The 24,012-nt window shown below is 59.3% G+C and carries 16 protein-coding genes and 2 pseudogenes; 6 read left to right on the forward strand and 12 right to left on the reverse strand.

Annotated elements, in window-relative coordinates:
* A pseudogene (locus ACPCJR_RS24745) lies at nt 1-890 on the reverse strand (IS3 family transposase); the annotation flags it as partial.
* Between the two features lie 749 nt (nt 891-1,639).
* Between ACPCJR_RS24745 and ACPCJR_RS24750 the strand changes: the two are divergent.
* Nucleotides 1,640-2,713 (forward strand): hypothetical protein, encoded by a 1,074-nt coding sequence (locus tag ACPCJR_RS24750; RefSeq protein WP_391515998.1) that lies wholly within the window; start codon nt 1,640-1,642, stop codon nt 2,711-2,713.
* Between the two features lie 498 nt (nt 2,714-3,211).
* On the opposite strand, the gene ACPCJR_RS24755 is transcribed toward ACPCJR_RS24750, so the two are convergent.
* The 3 genes from ACPCJR_RS24755 to ACPCJR_RS24765 all read right to left on the reverse strand — a co-directional run bounded on the left by ACPCJR_RS24755 (nt 3,212) and on the right by ACPCJR_RS24765 (nt 6,983).
* Nucleotides 3,212-4,702, reverse strand: a complete 1,491-nt coding sequence (locus ACPCJR_RS24755) for an AAA family ATPase (RefSeq protein ID WP_391516000.1) — start codon at nt 4,700-4,702, stop codon at nt 3,212-3,214.
* A 701-nt stretch (nt 4,703-5,403) separates the two neighbouring features.
* Nucleotides 5,404-6,048, reverse strand: a complete 645-nt coding sequence (locus tag ACPCJR_RS24760; protein WP_350634386.1) for a hypothetical protein — start codon at nt 6,046-6,048, stop codon at nt 5,404-5,406.
* A gap of 266 nt (nt 6,049-6,314) precedes the next feature.
* Nucleotides 6,315-6,983 (reverse strand): hypothetical protein, encoded by a 669-nt coding sequence (locus ACPCJR_RS24765; RefSeq protein ID WP_391516836.1) that lies wholly within the window; start codon nt 6,981-6,983, stop codon nt 6,315-6,317.
* 260 nt (nt 6,984-7,243) lie between these two features.
* Here ACPCJR_RS24765 and ACPCJR_RS24770 point away from each other — a divergent pair, with 260 nt between their 5' ends.
* Complete coding sequence (locus ACPCJR_RS24770; RefSeq protein WP_391516004.1) at nt 7,244-7,519, forward strand: helix-turn-helix domain-containing protein; 276 nt, start codon at nt 7,244-7,246, stop codon at nt 7,517-7,519.
* Between the two features lie 91 nt (nt 7,520-7,610).
* Here ACPCJR_RS24770 and ACPCJR_RS24775 read toward each other — a convergent pair whose 3' ends face one another.
* Together ACPCJR_RS24775 and ACPCJR_RS24780 are read right to left on the reverse strand one after the other, a co-directional pair.
* Nucleotides 7,611-7,856: a helix-turn-helix domain-containing protein gene (locus tag ACPCJR_RS24775; RefSeq protein WP_391516006.1), complete on the reverse strand. Its 246-nt coding sequence runs from the start codon at nt 7,854-7,856 to the stop codon at nt 7,611-7,613.
* 74 nt (nt 7,857-7,930) lie between these two features.
* Nucleotides 7,931-8,405: pseudogene (locus tag ACPCJR_RS24780) on the reverse strand (SidA/IucD/PvdA family monooxygenase).
* A 934-nt stretch (nt 8,406-9,339) separates the two neighbouring features.
* Between ACPCJR_RS24780 and ACPCJR_RS24785 the strand changes: the two are divergent.
* The gene (locus ACPCJR_RS24785; protein WP_391516008.1) at nt 9,340-10,047 is read left to right on the forward strand and encodes a hypothetical protein; all 708 of its coding nucleotides are present in this window, start codon (nt 9,340-9,342) and stop codon (nt 10,045-10,047) included.
* On the opposite strand, the gene ACPCJR_RS24790 is transcribed toward ACPCJR_RS24785, so the two are convergent.
* Both ACPCJR_RS24790 and ACPCJR_RS24795 read right to left on the reverse strand, forming a co-directional pair.
* A complete protein-coding gene (locus ACPCJR_RS24790) occupies nt 10,024-11,133 on the reverse strand; it encodes a hypothetical protein (RefSeq protein WP_391516010.1) in 1,110 nt (369 codons plus the stop codon). The two genes, ACPCJR_RS24785 and ACPCJR_RS24790, sit on opposite strands and share 24 nt — an antisense overlap.
* Nucleotides 11,130-12,392 carry a hypothetical protein gene (locus ACPCJR_RS24795; protein WP_391516012.1) on the reverse strand — a complete coding sequence of 421 codons (1,263 nt, stop codon included), beginning with the start codon at nt 12,390-12,392 and terminating at the stop codon, nt 11,130-11,132. The genes ACPCJR_RS24790 and ACPCJR_RS24795 overlap by 4 nt, the downstream gene beginning before the upstream one ends.
* Before the next feature lie 502 nt (nt 12,393-12,894).
* Between ACPCJR_RS24795 and ACPCJR_RS24800 the strand changes: the two genes are divergently transcribed.
* Nucleotides 12,895-13,302 (forward strand): transposase, encoded by a 408-nt coding sequence (locus tag ACPCJR_RS24800; RefSeq protein ID WP_391516014.1) that lies wholly within the window; start codon nt 12,895-12,897, stop codon nt 13,300-13,302.
* A gap of 243 nt (nt 13,303-13,545) precedes the next feature.
* On the opposite strand, the gene ACPCJR_RS24805 is transcribed toward ACPCJR_RS24800, so the two are convergent.
* Nucleotides 13,546-15,195, reverse strand: coding sequence for a TadG family pilus assembly protein (locus tag ACPCJR_RS24805; RefSeq protein ID WP_350634366.1), 1,650 nt, complete (start codon nt 15,193-15,195; stop codon nt 13,546-13,548).
* A complete protein-coding gene (locus ACPCJR_RS24810; RefSeq protein ID WP_391516016.1) occupies nt 15,192-15,638 on the reverse strand; it encodes a TadE/TadG family type IV pilus assembly protein in 447 nt (148 codons plus the stop codon). Before ACPCJR_RS24810 ends, ACPCJR_RS24805 begins: the two co-directional genes overlap by 4 nt.
* A gap of 994 nt (nt 15,639-16,632) precedes the next feature.
* Here ACPCJR_RS24810 and ACPCJR_RS24815 point away from each other — a divergent pair.
* Together ACPCJR_RS24815 and ACPCJR_RS24820 are read left to right on the forward strand one after the other, a co-directional pair.
* Nucleotides 16,633-16,953, forward strand: coding sequence for a helix-turn-helix transcriptional regulator (locus tag ACPCJR_RS24815; RefSeq protein ID WP_391516018.1), 321 nt, complete (start codon nt 16,633-16,635; stop codon nt 16,951-16,953).
* 22 nt (nt 16,954-16,975) lie between these two features.
* Nucleotides 16,976-18,187 carry a type II toxin-antitoxin system HipA family toxin gene (locus ACPCJR_RS24820; RefSeq protein ID WP_391516019.1) on the forward strand — a complete coding sequence of 404 codons (1,212 nt, stop codon included), beginning with the start codon at nt 16,976-16,978 and terminating at the stop codon, nt 18,185-18,187.
* 756 nt (nt 18,188-18,943) lie between these two features.
* On the opposite strand, the gene ACPCJR_RS24825 is transcribed toward ACPCJR_RS24820, so the two are convergent.
* Both ACPCJR_RS24825 and ACPCJR_RS24830 read right to left on the reverse strand, forming a co-directional pair.
* Nucleotides 18,944-21,067, reverse strand: coding sequence for a recombinase family protein (locus ACPCJR_RS24825; RefSeq protein WP_391516020.1), 2,124 nt, complete (start codon nt 21,065-21,067; stop codon nt 18,944-18,946).
* Nucleotides 21,068-21,230: 163 nt separating this feature from the next.
* Nucleotides 21,231-23,213, reverse strand: a complete 1,983-nt coding sequence (locus ACPCJR_RS24830) for a recombinase family protein (protein WP_391516022.1) — start codon at nt 23,211-23,213, stop codon at nt 21,231-21,233.
* Nucleotides 23,214-24,012: the final 799 nt, after the last annotated feature.

Below are 24,012 nucleotides of genomic sequence, written 5' to 3' on the forward strand. Positions count from 1 at the left end.
ATGTTCGCGAACAGAGACCTGTTGCCTAGCCAGCCGTCCTTCCTCGCTACGTAGGACGTTGTCGCAGCGGATATTCTCCGGGATGCCGTGCAGGCTGAACAGGTCCGAGAGCACGTCGATCACGTCCAATGCCTTCAGCTTGCGAGACACGCGGATGGCCAGGCGCTCGCGTGTGAACTCGTCGATGACGTTCAGCATCCGGTACTTGCGTCCGTTGTGCGTGCGGTGCTCGATGAAGTCGTAGGACCAGACGTGGTCAGGCCGCTCGGGCCGTAGTCGCAGGCAGGCGCCGTCGTTGAGCCAGAGGCGTGCCCGTTTCGGCTGACGAGCGGGACCTTTGAGCCCCTCGCGCCGCCAGATCCGTTCGACGCGCTTGACGTTCACCGTCCAGCCGTCACGTCGGAGCAGGGCCGTGATCCGACGGTAGCCGTAACGTCCATACTGCAGCGCCAGGGCGACGATGGCGCCCGTCAGAGCGGCTTCGTCCTCGGCCACGACGGCGGATTTGCGCTGCGTCGAACGATGCTGGCCCAGAACACGGCAGGCGAAGCGTTCGGACACACCATGCTCGGCCACGACGAAGTCGACACAGGCCCGGCGGCGAGCCGGGCTCTGAAGTTTCCCGAGGCTGCCTCCTTCCGGATGAGCTTCTCCAGGGTCAGATCGGAGATTGCTCGACGAAGGCGCTGGTTCTCGGTCTCCAGGGGCTTCAGCCGCTTGACCTGGTCACCCTTCAGACCGCCGTACTCGGAACGCCAGCGGTAGTACGTGACCTCGGTCACCTCGATGGACCGGATTGCTTCGGCAACTTTGCGGCCTTGCGAGACCAAGACATCCACCTGACGAAGCTTGGCGACAATCTCTTCAGCCGTATGCTTCTTCCGTCCCATGACGACATCCTCCACATGGCGCAAAGCCATACCTCAGGGAGGACCACTTTTCAGGAGGCAGGCCAGTATGGTCAGCAGACGAAAAGCGGGCCAGCCACGCAGGGTGTGCGCCACGATCCGGGGTTGAAGACGCTGGCGCTCACTGCTCGCGATGCTGCGCCGAGCGATCTTCGGCGAGATGATCGCGGCACGGCACTCGCGCCGACAGCAACGTTGGTCGTAGGCTTATGCGCCTTGCAGCTTTTCCGGTCTTCGCCGCGATCGAGCACATCGGTCGGTGCGGACCTATCGCAATGCGTCGAGATCAATTCCCAGCATTTGGCCTTCGTACCTGTGGGCGCTGGTCTGCGTCAGGTCTACTGGCGTGTGCCCTTGGTGTGATACAGAGTGCATGTTGGGCGCTGATCGATGTGATGACCGCTTGATCTGAAGGGGAGGAGGTGGATCCCCCGTGGATGCTGATCGCACTTGGTTGACAGGTTGACGGAACAGCAACAGGCTCAACCGGCCACGCATACGATTTTCCCTACACGAAACTATTTATCAGAATGCCACCTGAGCCGCCCTTCGGTGCGCTGTGTTTGCGTCGCTGCCGTACACAGCACCTCAACTCCGCGACGGCACGCATTGGCAGCGAGGCGAGTCGGGTCCCTGTGGAGACCCACTCGGGCATTTTATGCCGGTGTCCATAACGCCGATCTGCGGATCGCCCCGTGGGCAAGCATTCACGGCGACCTTAGGATTGTATCATGATTGCCGGTCTTGAAACCTTCGCCAAGGTGCGTGCTCTCCATGATCGAACGGATCACCCCGGAGAGAGAGCCGCCGCAGCGAGTCGTATGGAGGTGCTGGCACGCTCAGCCGGAATGACACTCGAGGAGGCATTGTCCAGTTTGGACAGGCCGGCACCGCAAACACAGACCTTCTGGGAAGATCTCTATGCTTCGCCGGAACAGCAGGCAGCCGAGGCCGAACGTCTCAAGAAGGAAGCCGAACGCCGTGCCAGAGTTCTCTCCGAGGTCGGAAGCGAGGACGCCGTATGGAGAAAGACGAGGTCGGAGATCGCGCTTGGTATGGCCTGCCGTGGGCTGCTGCGAAGCCCGACCAGCGAGAATGGCCCAAGTGATACCCTTCTGGGCTGGAATGGCGGTCCCTTCGCTTCATTGCCAATCCTCGCCCGAGAGGCTGTCTCACGAGCCTATCCCCTACCGCCCAGCGTGCACGAAGCCTGGGCAGAATTGCTGAGTTGGGAAAAGCTGATCGATCAGAGGCGCACGTTCTGCCCAGTCTACTCCGCTGACGTACGGGTGCTCGCTCGCATCGCGGTTCTCGAGCAACTCCTGGACACGCTGCCAAGCGTCACCATGCAGGATCTTCAGGCCCGACTCGGTTGGATGCAGTATGTGCTGGATCACCACTCCAATCGTTCCATCGACGAGGATCAGGTCTGCCTCACGTCGTTGCGTTCGGACATCGAACGATTGGCTGTCCAATCTGGACACGGCGTATCACCTGCCAGCACGAACGCACCTGAGCCTAATTCTGCGACTGTCCAAAATGGACACGGTGTATCGCCTGCTAGGCCGAATGCTGCTGAGCCTAATTCTGCGGATGTCCAAAATGGACAGCGAGGCCGCTACGAGCAATCCACACACCCGGTGCATCGCACCTCGGCGGAAAAGCGGCGCGAAGTAGCCGACCTGCTATCCGTTGCAGGTCCGAACGGGCGCCCCCTCACAGACCGTGAAATTGCCCGTCGCATAGGGGTCTCGCCAACAACGGTCGGCAACGTTCGTAGGGCCGTTCATGGATCAGTATCGTAAGTCGTAGGGCGCGCTGTCTCGGTCCCCCCGGTTCGGCAAAAGAGGGTAATTCGCCGGCGGCATGCTAGATCGGTGAGCATCATACGGCGCCGGGATCGAGATCGACATTCCCACGACCGGAGCGATCGACTATAGTATTGATCGCTCCGGTCGAAGGAGTTTGGCGGACGACTTGATCTGGCACAAACGTTCCGGACTCCTTCGCCAATCAAATTCTATGAGCGACGTGAAAAAAACCTGGATCGTCCTTACGGGCGTGCAGCCTCTGATGGACCTCGCTGCGATGCATCCCGCTAGGATCATGAATCCAGATGTCCACCGTCCCTGACAACGAACAGGATGCCACCCCTGGGCGTACCCAAGCGTAGTTTATAAACCTAGATGCAGCTACGAAAGGCTGCGATATACGAACCTCATAATTTAGATGCGTGGACATAAATTTCTTCGGGAGACTAAATTCGAAATTTGGACATGTGTCCGAGAGCCGTCGAGGCATCCTCAACTCCTGATTTCCATCTTGTCGTGCACAGCCTCGATGAACCCGACTTGCGATACTTTGGAACGAGGTCCGGAACGCATTTTCGCTCTCGTCGTGGCCGTGCCGCCCGTCCGGTGTCGGCCGGTCGGTATCAGAAGCGCGATCTCGGCTGCTTCGAGCAACCTGCGTTCCAGCAAGGCCTCGGCGAGACGGTGTAGGTCCATCCGGAGCGTGGAAAGTTGCCGGCTGGCTCTTTTCATGGCGGACTGAAGCGCTCGCTCCACGGCCATGTCTATTCCGCGGGACTGGTGATCGATCGGGCATACGGACAGCCGGGTACCCAGGCCCCATCGGCAATGCATGTTCCGGCAGATCGACGTTGCCATTCGCAGGTCCGCAGCGGCGCTTGCAGACGGTGTACCGAACACCAGGATCTCGGCGGCGCGTCCCGCTAGCGCGACCGTGAGCATATCCCGCATGGCTTCAGCCGTACTCTCGCCGGAGGGGTTGAACCGGATCCACCCGCTGGCCTCGTCTTCGGCGGAATGAAGCGAAATCCTCTCGATTGCGATGCCCAGGCTGCTTGCGACGAGGGCATGGCCGCTCTCATGAATCGCCGCACGACGCTCGACACCCGAGTGGATCCCGGAGTTGTTCACACCGATCTCAGCCATGAGATCCGGAAGCTCTATGGAACGTTCCGCGCGGCGGGCACGGCCACGAGCTCTTCGCACCCATGCGGCGCAATCCGCGCCGGTACACCCGAAGGCGTTCCGAGCAGCCTGATCCAGATCCGCGTCGGCAAGATCGTGCCCGAGATGGTGACGCAGGATGGCGGCAAGGCCGACGATCGACGGAAGTTCGAGCCGCATGCGGCGATCGAAGCGGCCCGACCGAATTATGGCAGGATCGATCCGCTCGGGAATGTTCGTTGTACCTACGAGAAACACACCGGCACGCCCGCTCTGTCCATCCAAACACTCTAGGAGGCCGTTGACGACTTGGCTGGCGTATTGACGATTGCGGTCTTGAAATTCTCGTCGGTCGCCAAAAGAGTCGAGTTCATCGATCAGCGCGATGCAGGGGGCAGCCATCGCGGCCGCCTCGAAGAACCCCCGCATGGCTTTGAGGGTGGTGCCGAGATGAGCTTCGCCCACGGACTGCCACTCCGCGAGCGATCCGGCAACGATCGGAATGCCGGCCTGGCGCGCCATTGCGCCCGCGAAAAGCGTCTTGCCAGTGCCGGGGCGGCCCACCAGAAGAACCCCCCGCTCGCAGTCCTCCCAATCCAGTTCGCCTCTCGCGTAGGCGGATAGGTCCGATGCCGTACCAAGTCCCCATTCGAGCGCGGCACCGTACCCGGCCAGGACTTCAAGTTTGGGATCGACGCTCGTATGCGTCTTCTGGAGCCTTCTGCCCACCACTGTAACCAGGCGGCGCACGGATGCCTCGGCGCCACGTGAGGAGTGCAGCGCGATCCTAAGGTCGCTCGGCTCAACGGAGCGGGCCATCTCTTGGGCTATCGGGCAGCCGCACAGCCTCCCGACTGCGTGTTCCACGGCGAGGGACAGCGAAGCAGCATCGAACCTGCCGAGCACGAGCCGAGTCTCACACGCCGCAACCAGATCCTTCGGCAGGCCCTGGCCGACCGGAGTCGTGATGCCTATCAAGCTTCTGTGTTGTAGGAACGCGTATGCGGTCTCCCGGTCGCGATACCCTTCCTTGGCGGAGCCGGTACCTCGAGCTGCTATCACGACGGGACCGGATCGTACGTCGTTTGCAGGGCGCTCCTGTTCCGCCCGCCCTCGCCGCCCGCGTTTAGTCGGATTAGCGTCCCTGAAGCATGCGAGCACGGCTTCCTCGACCGGAGAGATCCAGTCGGCATGTGCCACCTCCAGGATCACGACCGCAGCGTCGTTCTCGAGTCTTGCAACGAGTTGAGGGTGCGGGCCGAGTACGCGGCCGAGAAGAACGACCGCTCCGATGAAGGCTGGATCCTCCGTCGGCAAACCTGCGAACCTTCGGTCTTCAGCGTCTGGAGTACTGAAGCGATCCAGGCCGTCGTCCTCCGAGGTCGTGGAAGCGGCAATCGTTCCAAGCCTCGATAGGAGCGTGCGGGCGAAATCCAGTGCCGGGTCCGACGGCCCACACTCGGTATGATCCGAAGCTGAGGCTGCCGATCCCGGGGTGGAGGACGGTGAACTGGAGCTCGTCATCTCGCATCGTTCCCTTTGCTTTGATCGACATCGACCAGGCCCGGCATCACGAGTTCGATCAAAATAAGCAGCTTACGGCCAAGCTTTGTCGGCGGCCGATGGCGGCCGAACGCCGAACCGCCCATGCGTCCGCCCCCGACAAAGACTTTGCTGCCGCTCGCCCTCACCGCGTTCCGCAGATCGATCAGGGTGGACGATCTCGCTTGACCGGCAGTGGGAATGCCGCCCAGGACCAGTAGATGATGGGCCGACCGCAGTTGCTCCGCTCCCAGCGTCGCGAGACGGCGCCGCCAATCGCGGGAGGCGAGGACGCGTATCGTGTTTCTGCTTCCCGCATCGCAGCCGATCAGCAGACAGATCGATCCTGGATCCACAGGGCAGATCTCGTAGAGGCGGCCGAGACACGACGTGTACGCGAAGGCAACCCAGACTTCTTCCATGCGAAGGAGGAGACCGAACTCGCCGAACACGTCGCCCGCGCACGTCATTACGATCCTGCGATCAATCGAGACATCCGGGAGGCTCGTCCGTTCGACTGTCGACTCCGCCGCGTGGCGCAGCGCGAACCTCGCGGCAGAGGCGGAAGTGATGACGCCGCCTGCCGCTAGCGCAGCCAAGCCCGCGATCGTCTCGTCGTCCATGCCCGTGAGCACGTCGAGACGGATGGGAAGCGGCTGAACGAGTGCAGTGGCTCGGTCGATCCCCTGTCCCCCACCCGAGAGACTTCTGACTAGACGTGCGATGCTCGACGTCGGGGATCCCCACCGAAGTCTTCGTCCTGTCGGAAATTGAACGATGATGCCGCTGCTTTGCATCGCACCTCTCCATGCGCGTCGCGTGGCGCTCGGTTGTCTGAAAGCCGCCCTCGAACCAGGGATTCGGACGGCGTGGACCTCGGTCGTTTCGTCTATCGGTCGATCACGGCTTGCCAGCCGAGAACATCCCAATCGAAGGTCCAGCCATCGGGGTTCAGCCGGACTGTGCTATGCGATCCGAGGAGACCCGCGAGATCGATCGCAATCATTCCGCCTGCCATAAGGCCGAATATGCGCTCCCGCGAGGAGGGGCAGGCGAGCGCCTCCTCGCAGGCCTGCAGCGACGTCGTCCCGCCATCGGCGACCATCCGGCGTCGGACGGCACGGGCGTCGCCTTCGATGGGCGGTCGCATGGCCTGGAAGATATGCATCGCGTTTGCGAGCCTGGGCTGCTGCGTCACATCGTAGGGGGAGACGACTTGAACATATCGGCCCACGGCAAAGGCGCTTTCTGCGATCGAGATCGCCAGCCTACGCCTCTCGTTTCGGCTCCAGGTGCGAAAGGTCGGAACGGCGATCGTTGAAGTCACTCCGGCGAACCGGAACCGAACAAGCGCGATTGCATCGGTGCCGAGGTGGACGCGATCGAAGCTGCTTCGCAAAGTTTCGTCGGGGACAAGGCAGGTGGCTCCATGCACTGCCGCCAATGCGGACAGCTCGGATCCCAACCGCTTTACGCAGGAGTATTCCCTCCGCGCTCGCCAATGCAGCGGTGAAAAAGAGGGTTTGGCCCGTACACAGCGATCTGGATGCGAGGACATGCTGCATCTCCGATCTGTGTCGCCTCAAGGCGGACATCAAATCGTCGGATCGGATAAGTTCTCCGTCACGCGACACTCAAGGGTGTCATGCGTACGCATTCCTTTTTTGAAGGAATGAATTGCTTCGTTCTCTTGACGAAGCAATGGTTGCGGCCGATCTTGAAGGCCTCGGTTTCGGTCCGATTCCGTCGGCTTGAGCCTACAGGCTTCCGGCGAAGACCCCGTCTTGCCGATTCTCCTGCCGCCTGGTGATGACTATAATGCACTTTCTGTGCAGCGCAAGTGGGAAATTTGATTATCTCTCGGCCCGTCACTTCAGGGCGGCCCGCGCTCTTCTTGCGTGGAGCCAAAGCGAACTGGCCGATCGGGCCCATGTCGTTCGGAGAACCATCGTGATGCTTGAGAGCGGAGGTCGACGTACTCAGCCGCGGAACGTGCAGGCGGTACTGGACGCCTACCTCGCGGCCGGCATCCGCTTCTCCTGCAACGAGGAGGGAGACGTCAGCGTGATTGATGCGACGAGTAGAGTTTCGTGATCCGGTGAATGGGTCTCGCGCGAAGGCGCTCGATAGGATGCGATCGCCTCGATGCGCGGACCGACGTCGGGGACCCTGATCCGCGCCGACTTCAGCGTTCGACGATGGTCCGGCGTACGAGTTGCCAGGGCTCCACCCCGAGGCCGTTCGATAGGCGTTCGAGACTATCGATCGTCAGATTTCGCTGACCACGTTCGATGCTTCCCACATACGTACGATCCAATTCGCAGAGATCCGCCAGCGCGTCCTGAGTGAGTCCTTTCTCGGTGCGGATCCTCCGCACGTTGAGAGCGATGATGTCGCGAAGGGCGCCGGGATGGGATCGTTTCACCCCCACAGCGAAGGCGCGAGATGACGATAAGGCGACGGACTTAAAGCATCATTCGTCTAACGCGTGCGAACTGTCCAAACTCATCGGCCGAACGTAAATACGGCCGAACGAGACGGGGCTCGCGCATCCGTACCCCCGCCCCCGAGGTAGAGCCGTCGGTAGATCGTATCGATCGTGGACGGCGAGATGCCGTCGCTCATGAGCACGCTGGTGGCGAAGGCGTTCGCCTTGCGGTCGTCACCGAGGCGCCGGATGGCGTCGACGTATTCGGGCGAGAGCACTTGGTTAAAGAGGAGGGTCGTTCAGGGGCTCGAAGCTGTGGCACCGGCTGATCCAGGGCAGCACCGAGGGCGGCGTATCGAGGGAGAGCAGGTACTGCACGATATTGGCACCGCTCTGACCCACGCCGACCCGCCGTAACCCGTCCATGCGGCAGGCCTGTGAGGAGTGCTGTCGCCCGGTTGGCGTGAAAGCACCGCGCCGAATCGAAGCTGTGCGCCCAGCTGGCAGGTAGGGCTTCAGCCCCACGCCGATAGCGATGATGCGGGTTCGCATCTGCTCCGACCCGACGGTGAGGACGAACCCTGAACCGTCATGCAATACCTTGAAGACATCGGTCTCTCACCGCCGGATCGGCGGCGCCTCCGCCACCCAAGACAGGTATTGCGCGAATTCACGGCGCGGCACCGCTTCGGGAACGTGAAGAGCGCTTGGTGCGTACGAGATCGGCCACTAAAGACCAACCTCCACGCCGCCGAAATCAGATAAAACGATCTACAACCTATATAAGACTTCGATCTATAACGAGAGAACTGGCAGCTCCGGAGAAGTTTTTTGATGTCACGGACAGCTCTAACTATATGGCCAGGACAATTACAATAAGATCATATCCCGAACAGAAATAAAAATTTAGATTATTGCCTCAACTCAGGTTAGTGCGTTATCTTGCTGAGTGACCCGCATAGAAAATAGCATTTCATTTATACATAGCGGTCTATCCGACAATAATAATAGATATATTTCGGCTCGTCACGATGAGTCTGCCATCGCAAATCTACGGAGGCAAAGACAGTCTCGCTAAGGGACAGCGAACGTCGAAAATTATGCCTATAGTCCTAATAGGATATCAGACCTATTATATTTTGCTTCTTTCTCGGACGCATCGCCACTGGTTTTCACCGGATGCCTGAACCGAATTTGGTAGCTCAAACCAACGACCGTCCACAGATAGGCGGCCATGAGGTTGCTTCCTAAGTCTATGTGAAACAACATTAAATTTCTTTTACTGGGTAAGTTATCAACATGGGGGTTTATCCGTGATTTAGCCGCGCCTTTAGGAGCCTAAGACCCCTATGGATTTAACGATGGATAGCACCCATTGGTCCGCACACTCGAGTTTTTCATGAAACCCTACTAGGCTGATCTGCCTAGGAACATGGTCGCAGATAGTTTCGATACTCAGGCGCCTGTGACAGCAGGAGACAGTGCTATGGATGGCGAAGACAGCCTGGGTTTCGCAGTGACGGGGTCGACTGAGCAGTCACTACGGTTTCCACGACCACTGGAGCCGATCGACGTCAGCCCGACCGACACGGAGAATTTCTATCGGTTCCCATGCGGCTTCGTGCATGTGGTTCGCTTCGGTGGCGATCACGGCGAAAGGTGTTATGCGGCTCGGGTGAGGGACAATGACGATAATTTTACCGTTCTTGGACCTGTCACGAATGATCTCGGGGCAGTCCAAGCGACTGTTCAATTCATGTGGTTACAAATTCTCCGGATGAGCCTCATCGGCCCAGATGAGGATGATCTCGAGGTCATCTACGGCGGAGTCGAGCGCGGAGCCCTCCGCCGCGCATCAATCGATGCCGATACATGGAAGCAAGCAGAAGCTGCGATCTGGCCTCCGGTCGCTATCGACAGCCTCGGGCACGCGACGTTCGAAGACTTGCCTGCCGATTACCTTTTCCCGCTCGGAGTCAGTTATGACGATGGGACCGTGGCTTGGTTTCCGGTCACGCGACAAGAGGACGACTCAGTCCACCTGCTTGCCCATTGGAAGGACAGCTACGAAGAATGCGTCGATTTTATCTCATGGCATTTGCGGCGCTGGTTCGTAATGTGGGACCGGCACGCACGAGCGACGAGTGGAATGGATGAACCATCTTATCCGTCAAGCGCGCCAAAGCGCTCCTGAGCGCTGCAGCGTCGAGCGCAGTCTCGCGTAAAGCGCCGACTTGCCGGCCCCGAAGCGAAATTCACCTGGTCCTCCCGTGGGCCGCATACTTCCTACGAGGTTCGCGATAAGGCTCACTTGAAACTTCGTGGCAAATCCATTCATGACGAGTTGACTGGCAAACCGGTTCAAATTGTTCGTTCTTTCGTTTGCAAAGCAGAATTTAAAAAACTCCTTGCCATCGCATATCCGCAAAAACGATTTATCCAGAGAAAGAAGCTCATAAGGACACGAGCGTAGATATTCTATGTGATCTTTCAAATCGGCGAAGTATTTCGCGGTTTTCTGAGAGACATCATTTTGAAGTGTTGTCATACATATCGAAAGCGCATAATCGGTTTTATTTGCCTGCCTCGCGAGATTGCCGAGTACCGAATTGAGCTTGATGTCTTGCTCAAAGTCGCGAGATATAATCTTCGCGTAAGTCGAAATAGCCGACATATAAAGGCAGCGCTGAAGAACTTTCCAGAGATCTGCGCCCATGAGTTTTGTTCCAAACGCATTATGCCCCTCTGTCCAGCAATCAGCAATGAAATCTATTGCATCTGTATGCAATAGATACATATTTTCCAATTCCCAGCAGTCTAAAAATAATACGCCCCGCCAATTTCCATCGGATGCAGAAAGTACAGCGCTCTCAAATGCTTCTGGATTGGTTCCAAAATTCAGTGGAGAACTGAGATCGAAAAAATCTCGCCTGGGATGATGTCCATTCGGCTTGGATCGAGTCATCTCCTCCCCATCGAGCAGGCAGTAGAAACTTCGGTTTTCTTCCGGATTAGCATCCGCGCGCGCCTTGCTGCAGGCGCTCAATGCGGCTTTCCATCCCTCGTTCTCGGACGTAGTTTTTTGACCGCGTCTTCCATTGGAGTCGGGGGGCTCAGAGAATCTGATCCACTCGCCGAGCATAGGACCTATCAAATTCTGGTATAGGAGAGCATCAGCGCTGTTCTCGACATAGATCGTAATTGCTTGACGATCTACGTTGCCGTTTCGAGTGCGCCACGTCAAATCAACGAATTGTTCGAATCCGTGGAGATCTATCATGGAATGAACCATCCAGCGATGATTTGGCCGCCAATGGGGAGAGGACTACCCATTTGACATTTAGCAAAAGTGCGGGCCATCGGCACATCGCGGGATGCAAGAAGAAAAGTTATGTCAGGAATGCATTCGGCAAGCGATGCTATCGATCTCTGGAACAGAATTGCAAATTCCTCTTTGGCAAATCTATCAACTGCATCGACAATGATCAGCGAACCTCTGGTCCCATGGACCCACGTTCCCGCATGCAGGGCAAAGAGTGCGCGTTCACTTTCGGTCAGTACGGCAACAGAACGAAGGACATCATTGCCGCCTATATCCACACCGACGCCTGTACCGTCTGGTAAGAGCCCGAAGCTGCGGCGCCGTCCGGGACCGAAGAATACCTTTGCGTTCAAATGTTTGAGGAGGCGCTCGAACTTCTCAGGCTGATCGCTCCGCATTCTCAAGAGGTTCACTTGGAGATCAGATCTGACGGCGAGATCGACCTCGCAAGTCGATCGATAGCTCGAGTCGCCTCCTATGCGGCGCTCTTCACGACCAGGCGTACGGTCGCCAAAACGAAATAATAGGCAGGTCGGTAGAGGTTCGACCGCGACGCTTCTACTGTTCCACAGTCGTGAAACTGAGGACGTTCCAAGTTTCCGCATGTCGGTCGTGGATCGAAGGGCTGCCAGGAGTTTGGCCCCCAGTTCGTTGGTTCCTTCCGTCGGGTCCTTGCTTCGTTCAATGAAGCCGATCCGCGCCCATTCAGTCGCGCCCCAGGTTGGTCCTTCCTGGAAGGCGTCCGTCCAATCGACCAACGGTCCTATGGAGCCGAACCAGATCGAAAGAATGACTTCCTGCAAGGCTCCGTCGACGACACATGACGCGAGTAGGTCAATCTGCATTCGCATCCGGTTGTCGGCAACGATGTCGACTGTTTCGGCGGGATCTGCGGCTCCATCGTCGAACGGACCGGCGCTTTCTCCCGTAAGAAGTCCGAACAGACCGTGGATGCTCTCGAGGATGGTGGTTTTTCCAAACCCTTCGTCGCCGAGCAGGAAGAAGATGCGGCTGAGAAAACGGCGTCGCATCTGCTGGTCGGGGGTTGACCAATCTCCGAGAAGCGCAGGTACGGCGGCTTTGCGAGCGTAGGCAGGTCTCAGTGCGTCAGCTGAGCGCGGATGCGCTCCCATGAAGCGCACCACCGCCGGGTAGCCCGAACGAAACGGTCCGACATTCTCGCACGCGAATTGGATTGCCGAAAAGGATGCGATCATCGTGCCCGGCATCAGAACGACCGCATTACACGCGTCATCGCCACGTCGGACAGGCATGCGTACATGGGGCTGCGACCGTCAGGTGGTGGAAGGGAATGAGGCATGTCTTGGACTCGGCGTACGATCGTTCCTTCATGACCCTCCCGCGTAACCATCCGGTGTACGTACGTTTCAATCCAGCAGAGCCACTTCAGCGACGCTGCCGTCGAATGCTGGGAGTTCCGGCAGTTTCCCCTCCCGGACTGCGACCAAGGAATGCTTCAAGGTGCGTTCCGCGCGCGGACATGGTCGGCCTGGCACCGAAGCCCGTCAGCTCGATCATCATCGGCAACGACCCCGTTACGTCGGATTCGGCCCTGCGCCTGGAGCTCGTCTTTGGCCATGAGGCCTCCATCTGGACCTCGTTGTAGGCCGAGTCCCTAGGATGTGAACCAAACCAAGGCGTTGCGAGCGCGGTGATTTTGTAATTCAGAGCCGCCGCTTTTCCTGCACGGAGGCGGCGATGGCGGACCTGTTCTGGCTTTCGGACGAGCAATGGGCGGTCATGGAACCGCTCTTGCCCAAGAACCAACCTGGGCCAGAGCGGAACGACGATCGGCAGTTCATCCCCGACATCCTGCACGTGCTGACCTCGGGCTGCCGCTGGCGCGACTGCCCAGCCGCGTATGGCCCGCGCGAACCCGTCGGGCGATCGTCCGAACGTCGATCCGGCACCGCCTGTAACGCGCCGGTCCCTCTCGCGAGCGTCCGTGCCGTGTTCAGTCGATGGCGTGAGTGCCGGACAGCATCTCGTCCCGCATCTGGCGCAGGCAGTGGAGGTGGGACCGATAGCTCACGAAGGTTTCCTCCTTCTCGGCGATATCCTCCCGCATCTCCAACGCGTCGACGATGCGGCCGGCCTGCGCACTGAGGGCTCTCTCGGCGGCGACGATGTGTCTGTTCAGGCGCAGCAGGTGGTCGATCCACCGGGTATTCGTTGCAATCATTTCGCGCCCCCTTCGCGCCGTGGAATCAGTTCGGATTTCTGTCTTTCGATCAGGCAGGATGCCCCATCGGAGGGCGGGATGCCCTGGTGCCTGCGGCCCGCAGCCGGTCCGGATGAGGCGCGGAGCCGTTCAGGCCGACAACCATCGCGGGGTAGAGTTGCCGACGATCACTGGACGAGCACGGCCTGGTCGCAGCGCGTGCCTTCCACGGTGAGGTCGGCGTAGCCGAGGCGGATGCCGAGAACCCGCAGCGTGTTGTCCAGGACCTTGTCCAGCGCCGGGGTCGCCGCCGAGAGGGCGGTCGCGACCGTACTCCTGACGACGCCCGGGGCGAGCACGCCGAGGCCATTGATCTGGAGGTCCAGGTCGCCGATCAGGCGGCCGGTGAGTGATTGCGCGTATCCGCCCGAAGAGACCGTGCGGACGGTGCGGCGGGCGATGTCGTCGTCGCTGAAGACGACCGGCTGGGCGGCGGGACTTCCGAGCGTCAGGCGGCTGCGGCCCGCCACCGTGAGAGCGGGAGCGACACGGAGGAGAGTCGCCGGCTGATCGAGGTCCGGAATGCGGGCATCCGGATTGAGCAAAGCCTTCGGGATATCCGCGATCGCGAGGTCGACGAGGCCCGTCTGGGCGTCCACCACGACCTGTCTGCTTTGCCGGTCCGACCATGGGCAGGTCACCGACCGCAGCCGTCCCTGCGCCTTGGCGGCCTGCACGTAGAGCGGCAGTTGGAGGGTGCCGAGATTGAGCGGCAGCGTCAGGGTGCTTTCGATGAGGAGACGCGTCTGCGCCGTCGTCACGGTGGCCCTGGGGCTACCGGGCTGGACGTAGCCCGAGCTCTGGCGCTTCTCGCCGATCCCCAGCGTCACCTGGGTCCGCAACAGGCCCGGCACGCTCGCGCCGAGATCCGCGGAGACCTGGCGATCGCCGTTCGCCACCAGAAGCGCTGCCGAGAGGGTGTCCATCAGCCCGATCGATGGTCCCTTGACGCCCGTGCTCGGCGCGAGGTTCGCTGCATCGCCCAGGTCGATGATGCGCCCGATGCGCACGGACCCGCCTGCCCCGCGAACCACATTGTTCAATTGCCCGAGGGCGGCCGCCGCGACGCTGTTGCCCGCGCTCGTGGCCGCGACCGATTGGAGCGCCGAGAGAATCTGACCGACCGTGGCGTTCGCGGTGACGACGTCGTTGTAATTGTCGACCTTGAGATCGAGCGCCGGCTGGAGCGCGTCGAGCACCCGGAAACCGTCGACCTGCGCCGCCGCGAGGGCTTCGTAGTCCATGGCGGACAGGTTGACCGGCTTCCCGAGCAGAGCCGTGAACAGGCCGTTGATGACGCCGGCATCGAGACGCAGCAGCCCGGATCCGATGCTGAAGGACGCGAATCGCGCAGAAGCGGCAGTCCCGCGCACGTCGATCTGGACATCGCGCTTGAAGCCGATTGCCGGGGCGAAGAAGGTCGGTGTTCGCGTCCGCAGATCCACCCGGACGGCGCTGGGCGACACTGCGTTGGACACGAAGCGGTCCGCGACAGGCACCTTGGCATCGCCCACGTACACGCCCGGCTGGACCTTGATCACCACATCGGCGCCGAAGCCGTTATCGGCCAGGGACTGCCGCGCCAGAAGGTCGGCCCGCTGCGGATCGGCGGCGGCCAGGGTCGCGGCGAGATCGACCGCCCCCTGTGCCTTGCGCCGGGCGACCACCATGGAACCGTAATCGACACCGATCGCCGTCACCGTCAGGAGTGTGGTGATGGCAAGCGCCGTGAAGACTGCGACGGCACCGCGCTCGTCCTGCCTGAAGCGCCCGATCATAACCCACCCCGGCGCACGCTCACCGTGCTCTGGATGAGGTCCGGCGGCAGGGGAATCAGGCCCGAGAAGCCCGAGAATCCCAGGGACTTCGCATCGAAGGTCAGGGTCACGGTGAACAGGGTGGTGTCCGTGGGGTTCGGGCCGACCGCCACCAGCAGGGTGCCGGGTTTGAACATGGCGCCCTCGGTGAGGGCATCCGCGACCCGTCGGCGCGCGAGGTCTTCCCGTTCCTGGTCGCTCACACCGGCGATCGAGGCGCGGGCCGCTTCCGAGGCGATATGCTTCAGGTTGTGCGATGCACCGAGATAAATTCCGAAGGCGACGATGCCCGCAAAGAGCGCCAACAGGACGGGTACGACCAGAGCGAATTCAACAGCAGCTCCTCCCTCTCGCGCATGCAAAATGCGCCAGATGGCAAATTGAGGATTGTATTCAGAACGCATGCTGTAGCTTCCGCCATGCACAACGGTTATCGACGGTTGTTAGATCTCCATGAATTTACTAACGGGATATTTATTTCGAAGGATAGGTTGCTTTCCAACAATTTTTATTATGAGATAGATATATATAAATACATGCGCAAATAAAGGCTCTTATATGGCGGCGAGAGCAAGCTACGACTACGAATTCAAAAACACAATCTATGATTTTACAGTTTTAGTCGGCTGGCGGAGATCACAAAGCAATCTAGAATAGCTTGGCGGTCGACAGACCGCTACTGCCGGCCGTGGCAGCGCGCCCCCGATCCCAGTGCTACAGGCCGCTACCTCGGCCGCGCCGCGGGGCGGACAATACACTCGGGCGAAAGTGGACCAAGCGCGTCGTCCCGGACGCCGGACGGCAAGACAACGCCTACAACAGGTCCGGGAACCTTACGGCCTTCTAAGAGCGCTGCTTCGTGGTCAGTTCGGTTCGAACATCGATGTGGATGCTGCTACGCCTCGTTCGATCGCACAGGTCCATGCGATTGCTTACGTGGCTCCAACTGCTGATCTTTCGGCTTCGCTGCGGCAGCCGGGGCAGTCACCATGCGACGAGATCGCGGCCGACGATCCGGGCGAGATCGTCCGGCACAGTGGCGCTTTTCAGGGCGGCTGGAACACCGGTACAGTGCTTGATCGGCGAGGTAGCGAACCTGGCTTCCGCTGCCTGGTCCCCGAAGATGGGACGCCGTGGCACGGGCAGCGGCTGCCGAGATATTTCTTCATGGATCGACGTCGTCTCGCCGGTCGGGCTCGAACGGAGAGAGCGTACGTCTTGGTCGAACCACGAAGATTCGATTTGGACACAGTTCCGGGCCTTGGCGCTAAGAGGGGCGTGATGTGTCTGGTCCATCAGCCTCCGTCCTACACGCCAGACGCTTCATCACGCATCCGAGCGCTTGAAAAATGTGCGGCTAGAACGCACATAGGAAGGCTTAATGTATGACATATCCACATGAACACGACCGCAATCCTATCGACCGAAGAACTCGAAAGCCTCCGCCTCCTTGGGGCGCGCGTGCGCCTCGCACGCCTTCGCAGAAACCTGTCGCAGGCCGAGCTGGCTGAAAGGATGGGCGTCCATCGGCCGACCGTTATCAACCTGGAGAAAGGACGGCCGGGCGTGACGATTGCCATCGTCGTCAAAGCCCTATCCGTATTCGGGTACGCGGAGCGCATCGGGGAACTACTGGCGGTGGATCCGACTGGCGAGGGCATGGAGCTGGCATCCGGTAGGAAGCGAGCGGGGAGCAGGGCGGGTGTGGCGGACTTCTAAGTCAGGACGGCTCGACTACCTCGTGGTCTACCGCTGGCATGCTGACGGCTACGCTCCAGTGGGTGAGCTCACTTTCGAGGGGACGGGTCCCAAGCGCATCGGGCGATTCCGCTACGCCGGGTCGTATTTTCGCCTCGACGGCGCGAAGCCGATCGACCCGATCGGACTGAAGCTCGTCGCGAGGTCCTACGCCGCCACACCTGAGGAACTACCCCTCGTCTTCCACGACGTGGGACCCGACGGATGGGGGAAGGAGATCCTTACGAAGGCATTCCCCGCGAGCACGCTTTCGATGCCCGAGTATCTCGCCCTCGGAGGTCTGGATCGCACAGGGGACCTGGCCTTCGGCCCGGACCCGCATGGCGGACCTTCGAGTTGGTTGCCGCCGGAGCAGCCCCTAGTGGAATTGCCCAAGGAGAGCGACGACCTCGAGTCTCTTATGGATGCGGCCGGGGCGATCGAAACCGGTGATGCCGAGGGACATCACTTCAAGCTCCTTTTCAGGAACAGTGATGTCGGCGGGGCCCGGCCCAAGGCTCGGATCAGGTCCGAAGGTCGGCAATGGATCGCCAAATTTCCGACCTCGATGGACAAGTTCGACGATCCTCGGGTCGAAGCGGCCTGCCTGGACGTCGCCGAGGCGGCAGGCTTCAGAGTTCCGCGAAGGAAGATCGTGGTCGCGGGCGGTCGAGCAGCGCTATTCGTCGAACGCTTCGATCGTGGGGAGGGCATCGGTGGACGACCATTCTCGTATCTCAGCGCCGCGACGCTTCTTGGACAACCCTCAACCAGCTACAATACGGAGCGGACCTACACGGACATCGCGTCGGTTGCCCGTGGGATCGGCGTACGGAATGCCTCTGCCGAGGTCTTCGGTCGCCTACTGCTGAACGCCTACCTTCATAACACTGACGACCATCTCAGGAACCACGCCTTCATTGACGAGGGTGACGGCTGGACGTTTTCTCCGGTCTTCGATCTGGTCCCGCACCCCGACCAGTTCCGACACGTTCCCCCACCGGCACCGGGTGTTTCCCCGGCCTGGGACGTCGCGGCGGCACTCGAAGCCCACGTGGCATTCCGGCTGCACGCTCGCGACGCGGACGAGATCAATGAGCGAGTCCTGCACGCCGCTCGTCGGCTGGGCGAATTCATGGATGCGCGCGAGGTGCTGCGGAAAGATCGTCTATATCTGCAGGACGCTTTCCCGAAAGAGGTAGGCTTCGTGCCATAGATGTTCGATCCCCGGGTTTTGACGGCGCTCTCTTCACGTCGGAGTGAAGGAACGCGATGCGGCCTAGATCCCTCAAGGCAGTGCCATGTCGACGGAAGCGATCCGTCAAGCGATCCAGTACCATCGAGCGAGCCAGCGGGCGCTCTGGAGTGCTGCGGGATCAACCCGAAGACGATTGCCGAGCAGGGCGGCAGCGGACCTCGGTCACCGACCAGCGTAGGGGTCGAAGGATCCGCACTCGACGGTGCCGTCGCTCTAGGATGAAGCGGTCGTGGTCACCCCTTCGTCGTCACTCGCTCCTGCCGGCCACGACAGCCTATACGGGCTTCTAGCCACGATCCCGCACGTGACCCGCTCGCCGCGTGTCGCTGCCTGCAACACCACGGTATCAGCCCATCGCCGGAGGTCGACCGTGCCAAGCTCGAGCCGTCCCGCGTCGCGTCTACCCGCTCGAGCGACGTCCACATCGACCTGCCTGAGATTCAAACGGCGGAAGGGCGGCTCTACCCGCTCGTCGGCATCGACCTCGCGAACAGCTCCGCGCTCACCTGGCCGACTTCGTCAGCGCTCACGACAACGCATGCCGCCTGCAGATCCTGTGTGATCTCACGCCCCATGCGATCACCTGCGCGGCATGGTCCGCCGCGTCCAGTCGTCTTACGTCGAACTTCCTACAGCAAATGCCGGTACCGATGCCGAGTGGAGGACGCACCCCAAGACAGATTCGGAGCCCGCAGGTCCTCTCGGACACGATTTCTATCGATCCGACGCCAGTTTGGCGGTCGATCGGTCGATGTTTCGCTCGAGGTGGGCGAGGCGCGAGGTATCCAGCCCCGCGACCGTCGGGGATCCGATCATCGACAAGGCGTCGTATGCGCGCCGGAACCAGCCCGCCGCAATCATGACGCGGGCGCGTTGCATGAAGGCATGACCATCGAAAGGAGCGGGCAAGCTCGCGAGGCCCGCGGACGTCCTCAGATGGAGAAGCGTCGCGTCCAACAGTTGACGTTTGTCCGGGCGAGGATAGTCGCTCAAAATCGGTTCCAAGACGGTCCAATCGGCATCCTTCAGGCCGAACCTGTTGGTTCGAACATGATCCTCAAGACGTTCGCGCACTTCCCTCAGGGCCGGAACCCCCGTCGTGGGCGCCGGACACGCCCGTCTGACCGTACGCGTCGGAGCATCGATGCTGAGTGGATCGACATCCTCCGCGAGCGCTCCGAGCGACGACGTTATGTCGAGCGTGTAGTCGGCTTGGGATGAGCCTCTATGAAGAACGATCCTCGGCACAAGATCGCGCAAGGTCTGCACCAAGAGCATATCATGTTCGGTCGTTGCCACGATCGGCATGCGTATGATGAGTTCGTTGATCTGATCCTTCAGCGTCGTGATTTGATCCGGAGGAATTTCGCGTATCGAGTCCGCGCGAGGCAGTGAAGACAGCTCAGCTTCGTGAAGCATCTTTTCGCTGCTCCATTTCTCGCGCATCGCGATCATGTCTTCGTCGACAAACCCAGCGTTGAGGCCGGCGATCATGCTGTTCTCAAGCCAACGATTGATCTCTCCAATCTTTCGACGGAGGTGGGACGCCTGTCGCGTATAGTCCTCAATCGCGAGCAATCGCTCCGAGAGATACTCTTCCTTAAATAGATCCAAAGCTTCAGCCGTCAGCAGTCTATCGCGAATTTCACGAAGAACCTCCAACTCAACCCATAAAGCACTGGTCTGCCTCTTTCGATCGCAAGTGCCATGATCCAAAGCCCCGGAGCAATAAAGCTTGCGGATTTTGGATTTTCCATTGAAGATCCCGATCATCCGCGAGCCGCATGTGCAAAAATACCGACCGTGAAACAGGACGATCGATTTCGAGCTATGTTTCTCACGGGGCCCAAAGGAGCGATGTTTGTCCGAGGCCTTCTTCATACGCAACGCAACTCTCACCCAAAGACGACGCTCGACGATCGTCCATTCGGGTTTCTCGACGATCACCCAGTGTTTTTTCGGGCGAATACGATAGAACAACTTTTTTCCATCATGGGATCGCATTATTCTCTTGCGGCCGTATACATACACGCCAACGTATTTCGGATTCCGGAGTATGCCCGAACCTTCCGCAGAAATTCCCGCGACGGTTCGGTTGGTCCAATGCCCGTTCTGGGGCGAGGGGATGCCCTCGCGATTAAGGAGGAAGGCGATGGAGCGCGCATCCAGACCGCGGTCAAACAGCTTGAAGATACGACGCACAACCGAAGCTTCCTCCTCGTAGATCTGCAATTCGCCGCGCTGGTCGCCTCTTTTGTAACCATAGGGGATACCGGCCATGTTACGGCCGATGGATGCGCTACACCATGCAGCTTGAGAGGTCATCCGAAGCAGTCGGATCCGCTGTTCCTGGGCGAAGAGTCCGTAAAACACTGCCGTTACATCGTCTACTCGACCTATAGCAGAGCCTGTCACATGGATCTCGATGCCTAGCGCTTTAAGCTCGTCATAAATCGCGATCACGTCGCGCAAGCGGCGGGACAACCGATCCAGATCTTCGATAAGAAGTATCTTGAAAGCTCCGGTCCGAGCAAGCTCGAGCAATGCTTTAAGTTCATCACGACCCTCCATATACCATCCGGACTTTCCGCGATCTACGAAGTGGAATTTTCCAGTTTTTAAGCGATGGCAATTACGTTTTACATAGGCAATGTGACCCCGGTGCTGTCTTTCAATGCTGCTTTCCTTTTGAGCATCCGTTGATTTGCGACTATAACATACACAGACAGAAGCGTTTGCCTCATGGGATTGATTTTCTTGAACATGCTGATCGGCCCATATGCCGCCAACTATCGATGATGAAGTCTCTTCCAGTATGGTGTCCAGATATTCGGACATCTCCGAATCCTCAATGCTCAAGTGGTAGGCGCAGTCATTTGTAACTGCAATTGGAATGCATGTGAGCCGCATACTATTGCGAGCACGCGAACTAATCCGCTGGCCCCAAACGAAATCGTCAGACATAGGCTGACGAGTCCATCGTATGGTCAGATTTGTCGAACTAGAATCTCGGATCGAAGCGATGCCTATCAACATTGACCAGACCAGGCCAATTGCGTGCATCAAGTATGCGAATCACGACAGGCCAGATTCCCGATTTGCGGATCGCGCATCTGCGGATGTTGCACTCAGCATAGCGTTCCGGAAGCATCGAAACCGGTAGGCCGGTAGCCGCGATGAAGAACAACGTCTCGGCCAACATCCGGTTCTTTGCATCGCAGTGGCCGAACGGAGCAAACAACTCTCTTATCGCTTCCCAGTCGGGATCAGAGAAAGCATATACCCCCGCCTCCGCGGCCTGATGATGATTCAGGATCTGTTCGGGATAACGAAGCGCTCCCAGTACCCGTGCTGATGTCCGCTCGATCCAACGCTCCTTGCCAACATTCGACAGGCGCTTCGGATCGTCCGGACAACCAGGTATTCCCACCAGGAAGCGGAACGACAATTCGTTTCGATCGACTGGACGCCAAGCTACGATGACGGGAAGCAATGCCCGCAATCTTTCGATGCTCTCCCGATCGTCTTCGCGTGAGATCGCCAAGGGCAGACGAAGGAGTAGACCGTCGATCACACCCCTAAGACGTTCGGCTTCCTCATCGCTCAAGGACGGATCCGGTTCCGATACCTCCAGTGCGGACCGCTTGCGATATAGCTGATGATGCTCGTATTCCAGTCTTCCACGAATTGCGAGTGTCAACGGAGCGAGTTCGTCCTGGGCTTCCTCTTCATCCGGGGCATCGAGCTCCTTATCGATTTCGGAAATCCTTTTGGTCAACAAGGCCCTTTCCTCGGAGCTTGCTTGATCTCTGCGATCCCACTCGCGTTTCCTGATATCCTCCCAGTAGGAAAGCCGTTCTGGGTTCAGGATCTCGTCACGGATGGCAAGTAGTGCCTGCCTATCGAGGTCGGCTGCCAGCACCTTCTTTTTGTGTATGCAATTTCCTCCAAGGGATGCATGCGAACATAGGTAATTCGAAGCCGGTGCAGCCCTGTGTGTCCGGCTCATTGTGCAACCACAAATGCAACGCACGTTGCGGAAAAGCGGCTCTAGATCAGAGCGAGCAAGTGTAATTCGCTGACGTACCGTGCGGTCGTTCACTCGGTCAAAAATTTCGGTGTCCACGATCTGTAGACTGGGAACGGGAAATTCAACTCTGTCGCGTGTCCTCCGGGAGTATTCGAAAACACCTTTCAAGATTTTTTTCTGAATAACTCCCGATTTCGCATGGTTGAAGAAATTGTTGCCTCTCCAGAGCAAACCCCGCGGCGACTTGATGCCTTCCCGATTCAGTGAGAATGCGAGTTGTCCTACCGTATGGCCTCGGTCGAGATCGTCGAAGCAACGACGGATTACTGCCGCTTCCGGTTCGTTGATAGCCCAGCCCCCACCATTCGGTAGCCGGTCGTATCCATACACGTCCCATTTTCCGAGTAGTTGACCAGTTGCCGCCATCTGACGCCGCGCGGTCGTGGAACGCTGGATGAAGTCCGTGCGCTCCTTCTGCGCGCCGGCCGATAACATTACGATTTCCGTATTGGATATCGGACCGCGACCTGCCACGTGAATCGTCACGCCACACTCGTCGAAGATCTCGGCGAGCTCCGTCATGTCCTTGATGCTACGCGAAAGCCTATCGATACTGGAGACTACGAGTACTTCGAACAGGTGGGCACGGGCATCTCTGATGAGCGCCTCGATACCCTCGCGCCCTACAAGGGTCGCGCCGGATCTATGTTTGTCGATATAGATATGAATTCCCGGGTCAAGAAACAGTCCTGCCTCATCGCACCAGCTTCGACCGTCGGCCACTTGTCGACCGATGCTCACATCGAGAAGGTCCGCTATCGAGCGCCGAGCGTAGAGCGCGGCACGCGGCCGCCCATTCGGTACGCTTTCGTCGATGAAGCGGTGCTCGTCGATCCAGTTTTCTATGAATGCCGGGGGGCGGCCGTCAGGCGGAAATTCGTATTGATCATCCATGGCATGCGACCTGAGATTGGTCGGCCGGCGTTCTGCTCAGCATCTGAGATGTGCAGCTCGGTGTCCGACCTAGTTTCCGGAAAGACGTGCGGAAATTGGACGCCGCCGGTAACTCGTTCGAACCGTCGAGGTGATTTGATGGTGTACGGCATTCGGGAAATCCTGTTTGATGAATCGTTGAGAACGAACCACGGCCTTATCGAACATTGCGAGCGGTGCCGGCAAGCCTAGGAAGAAAAAATATGACCTATTGACTCTGCAGATTACGATGAGTCTTCACAGAAATAGTCAAACGTATCGAGGTCGTAGGTTCGAATCCTTCCTTTGTCGCCAATGCTATGTCTCTCCCTGGTACCTAGACATCTGCTCTGTTCGCCGATGTCTATGCGCGCCTTCCATCGAGCCAACGCGATGAGAAAGGCGCGCTCAGCAGGGTTGAGGTGACCGGCTGCGTCGCCGCGCGTTGTCCCGGCAGGACCGCTCTGAAATCCCCCTGGCCCAGTTTGTGAAGCATTCCGGTCGCGGATCGTCATGATCGATCTCCCGAGGAATAAGTCGCATCAACGTAGTAGGAAGTCGCGGTGCGGCCTTCGCCTTGCAAGCTCGGCTAATCGGCAAGCATAAGGATCCGCGATCGAGTGGTGTCGGCATGGGGCCTGTCGCTGAAGCCGTGCCCCCAATCGTCTCAAGCTGTCCACATTCGAAAGTCTGGAAGCGACTTTGTTTAAATCGCTTCGTTAGCGAGTGGAGTTCTCAGGACCGATCCACATCCGTGGCACGGGGGCTCCTGAATCCGGTC

It is taken from the genome of Methylobacterium sp. NPDC097929, assembly GCF_049543375.1.
In the GTDB taxonomy this organism is placed as follows: Bacteria; Pseudomonadota; Alphaproteobacteria; order Rhizobiales; family Beijerinckiaceae; genus Methylobacterium.

Coding starts and splice junctions, on each gene's coding strand:
- ACPCJR_RS24815 (WP_391516018.1), top strand. CDS start 16,633: ATGAACACGACCGCAATCCTATCGACCGAAGAACTCGAAAGCCTCCGC.
- ACPCJR_RS24825 (WP_391516020.1), bottom strand. CDS start 21,067: ATGTCCGAATATCTGGACACCATACTGGAAGAGACTTCATCATCGATA.
- ACPCJR_RS24785 (WP_391516008.1), top strand. CDS start 9,340: ATGGATGGCGAAGACAGCCTGGGTTTCGCAGTGACGGGGTCGACTGAG.
- ACPCJR_RS24770 (WP_391516004.1), top strand. CDS start 7,244: ATGCACTTTCTGTGCAGCGCAAGTGGGAAATTTGATTATCTCTCGGCC.
- ACPCJR_RS24765 (WP_391516836.1), bottom strand. CDS start 6,983: ATGTCCTCGCATCCAGATCGCTGTGTACGGGCCAAACCCTCTTTTTCA.
- ACPCJR_RS24750 (WP_391515998.1), top strand. CDS start 1,640: ATGATTGCCGGTCTTGAAACCTTCGCCAAGGTGCGTGCTCTCCATGAT.
- ACPCJR_RS24795 (WP_391516012.1), bottom strand. CDS start 12,392: ATGATCGCATCCTTTTCGGCAATCCAATTCGCGTGCGAGAATGTCGGA.
- ACPCJR_RS24830 (WP_391516022.1), bottom strand. CDS start 23,213: ATGGATGATCAATACGAATTTCCGCCTGACGGCCGCCCCCCGGCATTC.
- ACPCJR_RS24760 (WP_350634386.1), bottom strand. CDS start 6,048: ATGGACGACGAGACGATCGCGGGCTTGGCTGCGCTAGCGGCAGGCGGC.
- ACPCJR_RS24800 (WP_391516014.1), top strand. CDS start 12,895: ATGGCGGACCTGTTCTGGCTTTCGGACGAGCAATGGGCGGTCATGGAA.
- ACPCJR_RS24790 (WP_391516010.1), bottom strand. CDS start 11,133: ATGATAGATCTCCACGGATTCGAACAATTCGTTGATTTGACGTGGCGC.
- ACPCJR_RS24755 (WP_391516000.1), bottom strand. CDS start 4,702: ATGGCCCGCTCCGTTGAGCCGAGCGACCTTAGGATCGCGCTGCACTCC.
- ACPCJR_RS24810 (WP_391516016.1), bottom strand. CDS start 15,638: ATGCGTTCTGAATACAATCCTCAATTTGCCATCTGGCGCATTTTGCAT.
- ACPCJR_RS24805 (WP_350634366.1), bottom strand. CDS start 15,195: ATGATCGGGCGCTTCAGGCAGGACGAGCGCGGTGCCGTCGCAGTCTTC.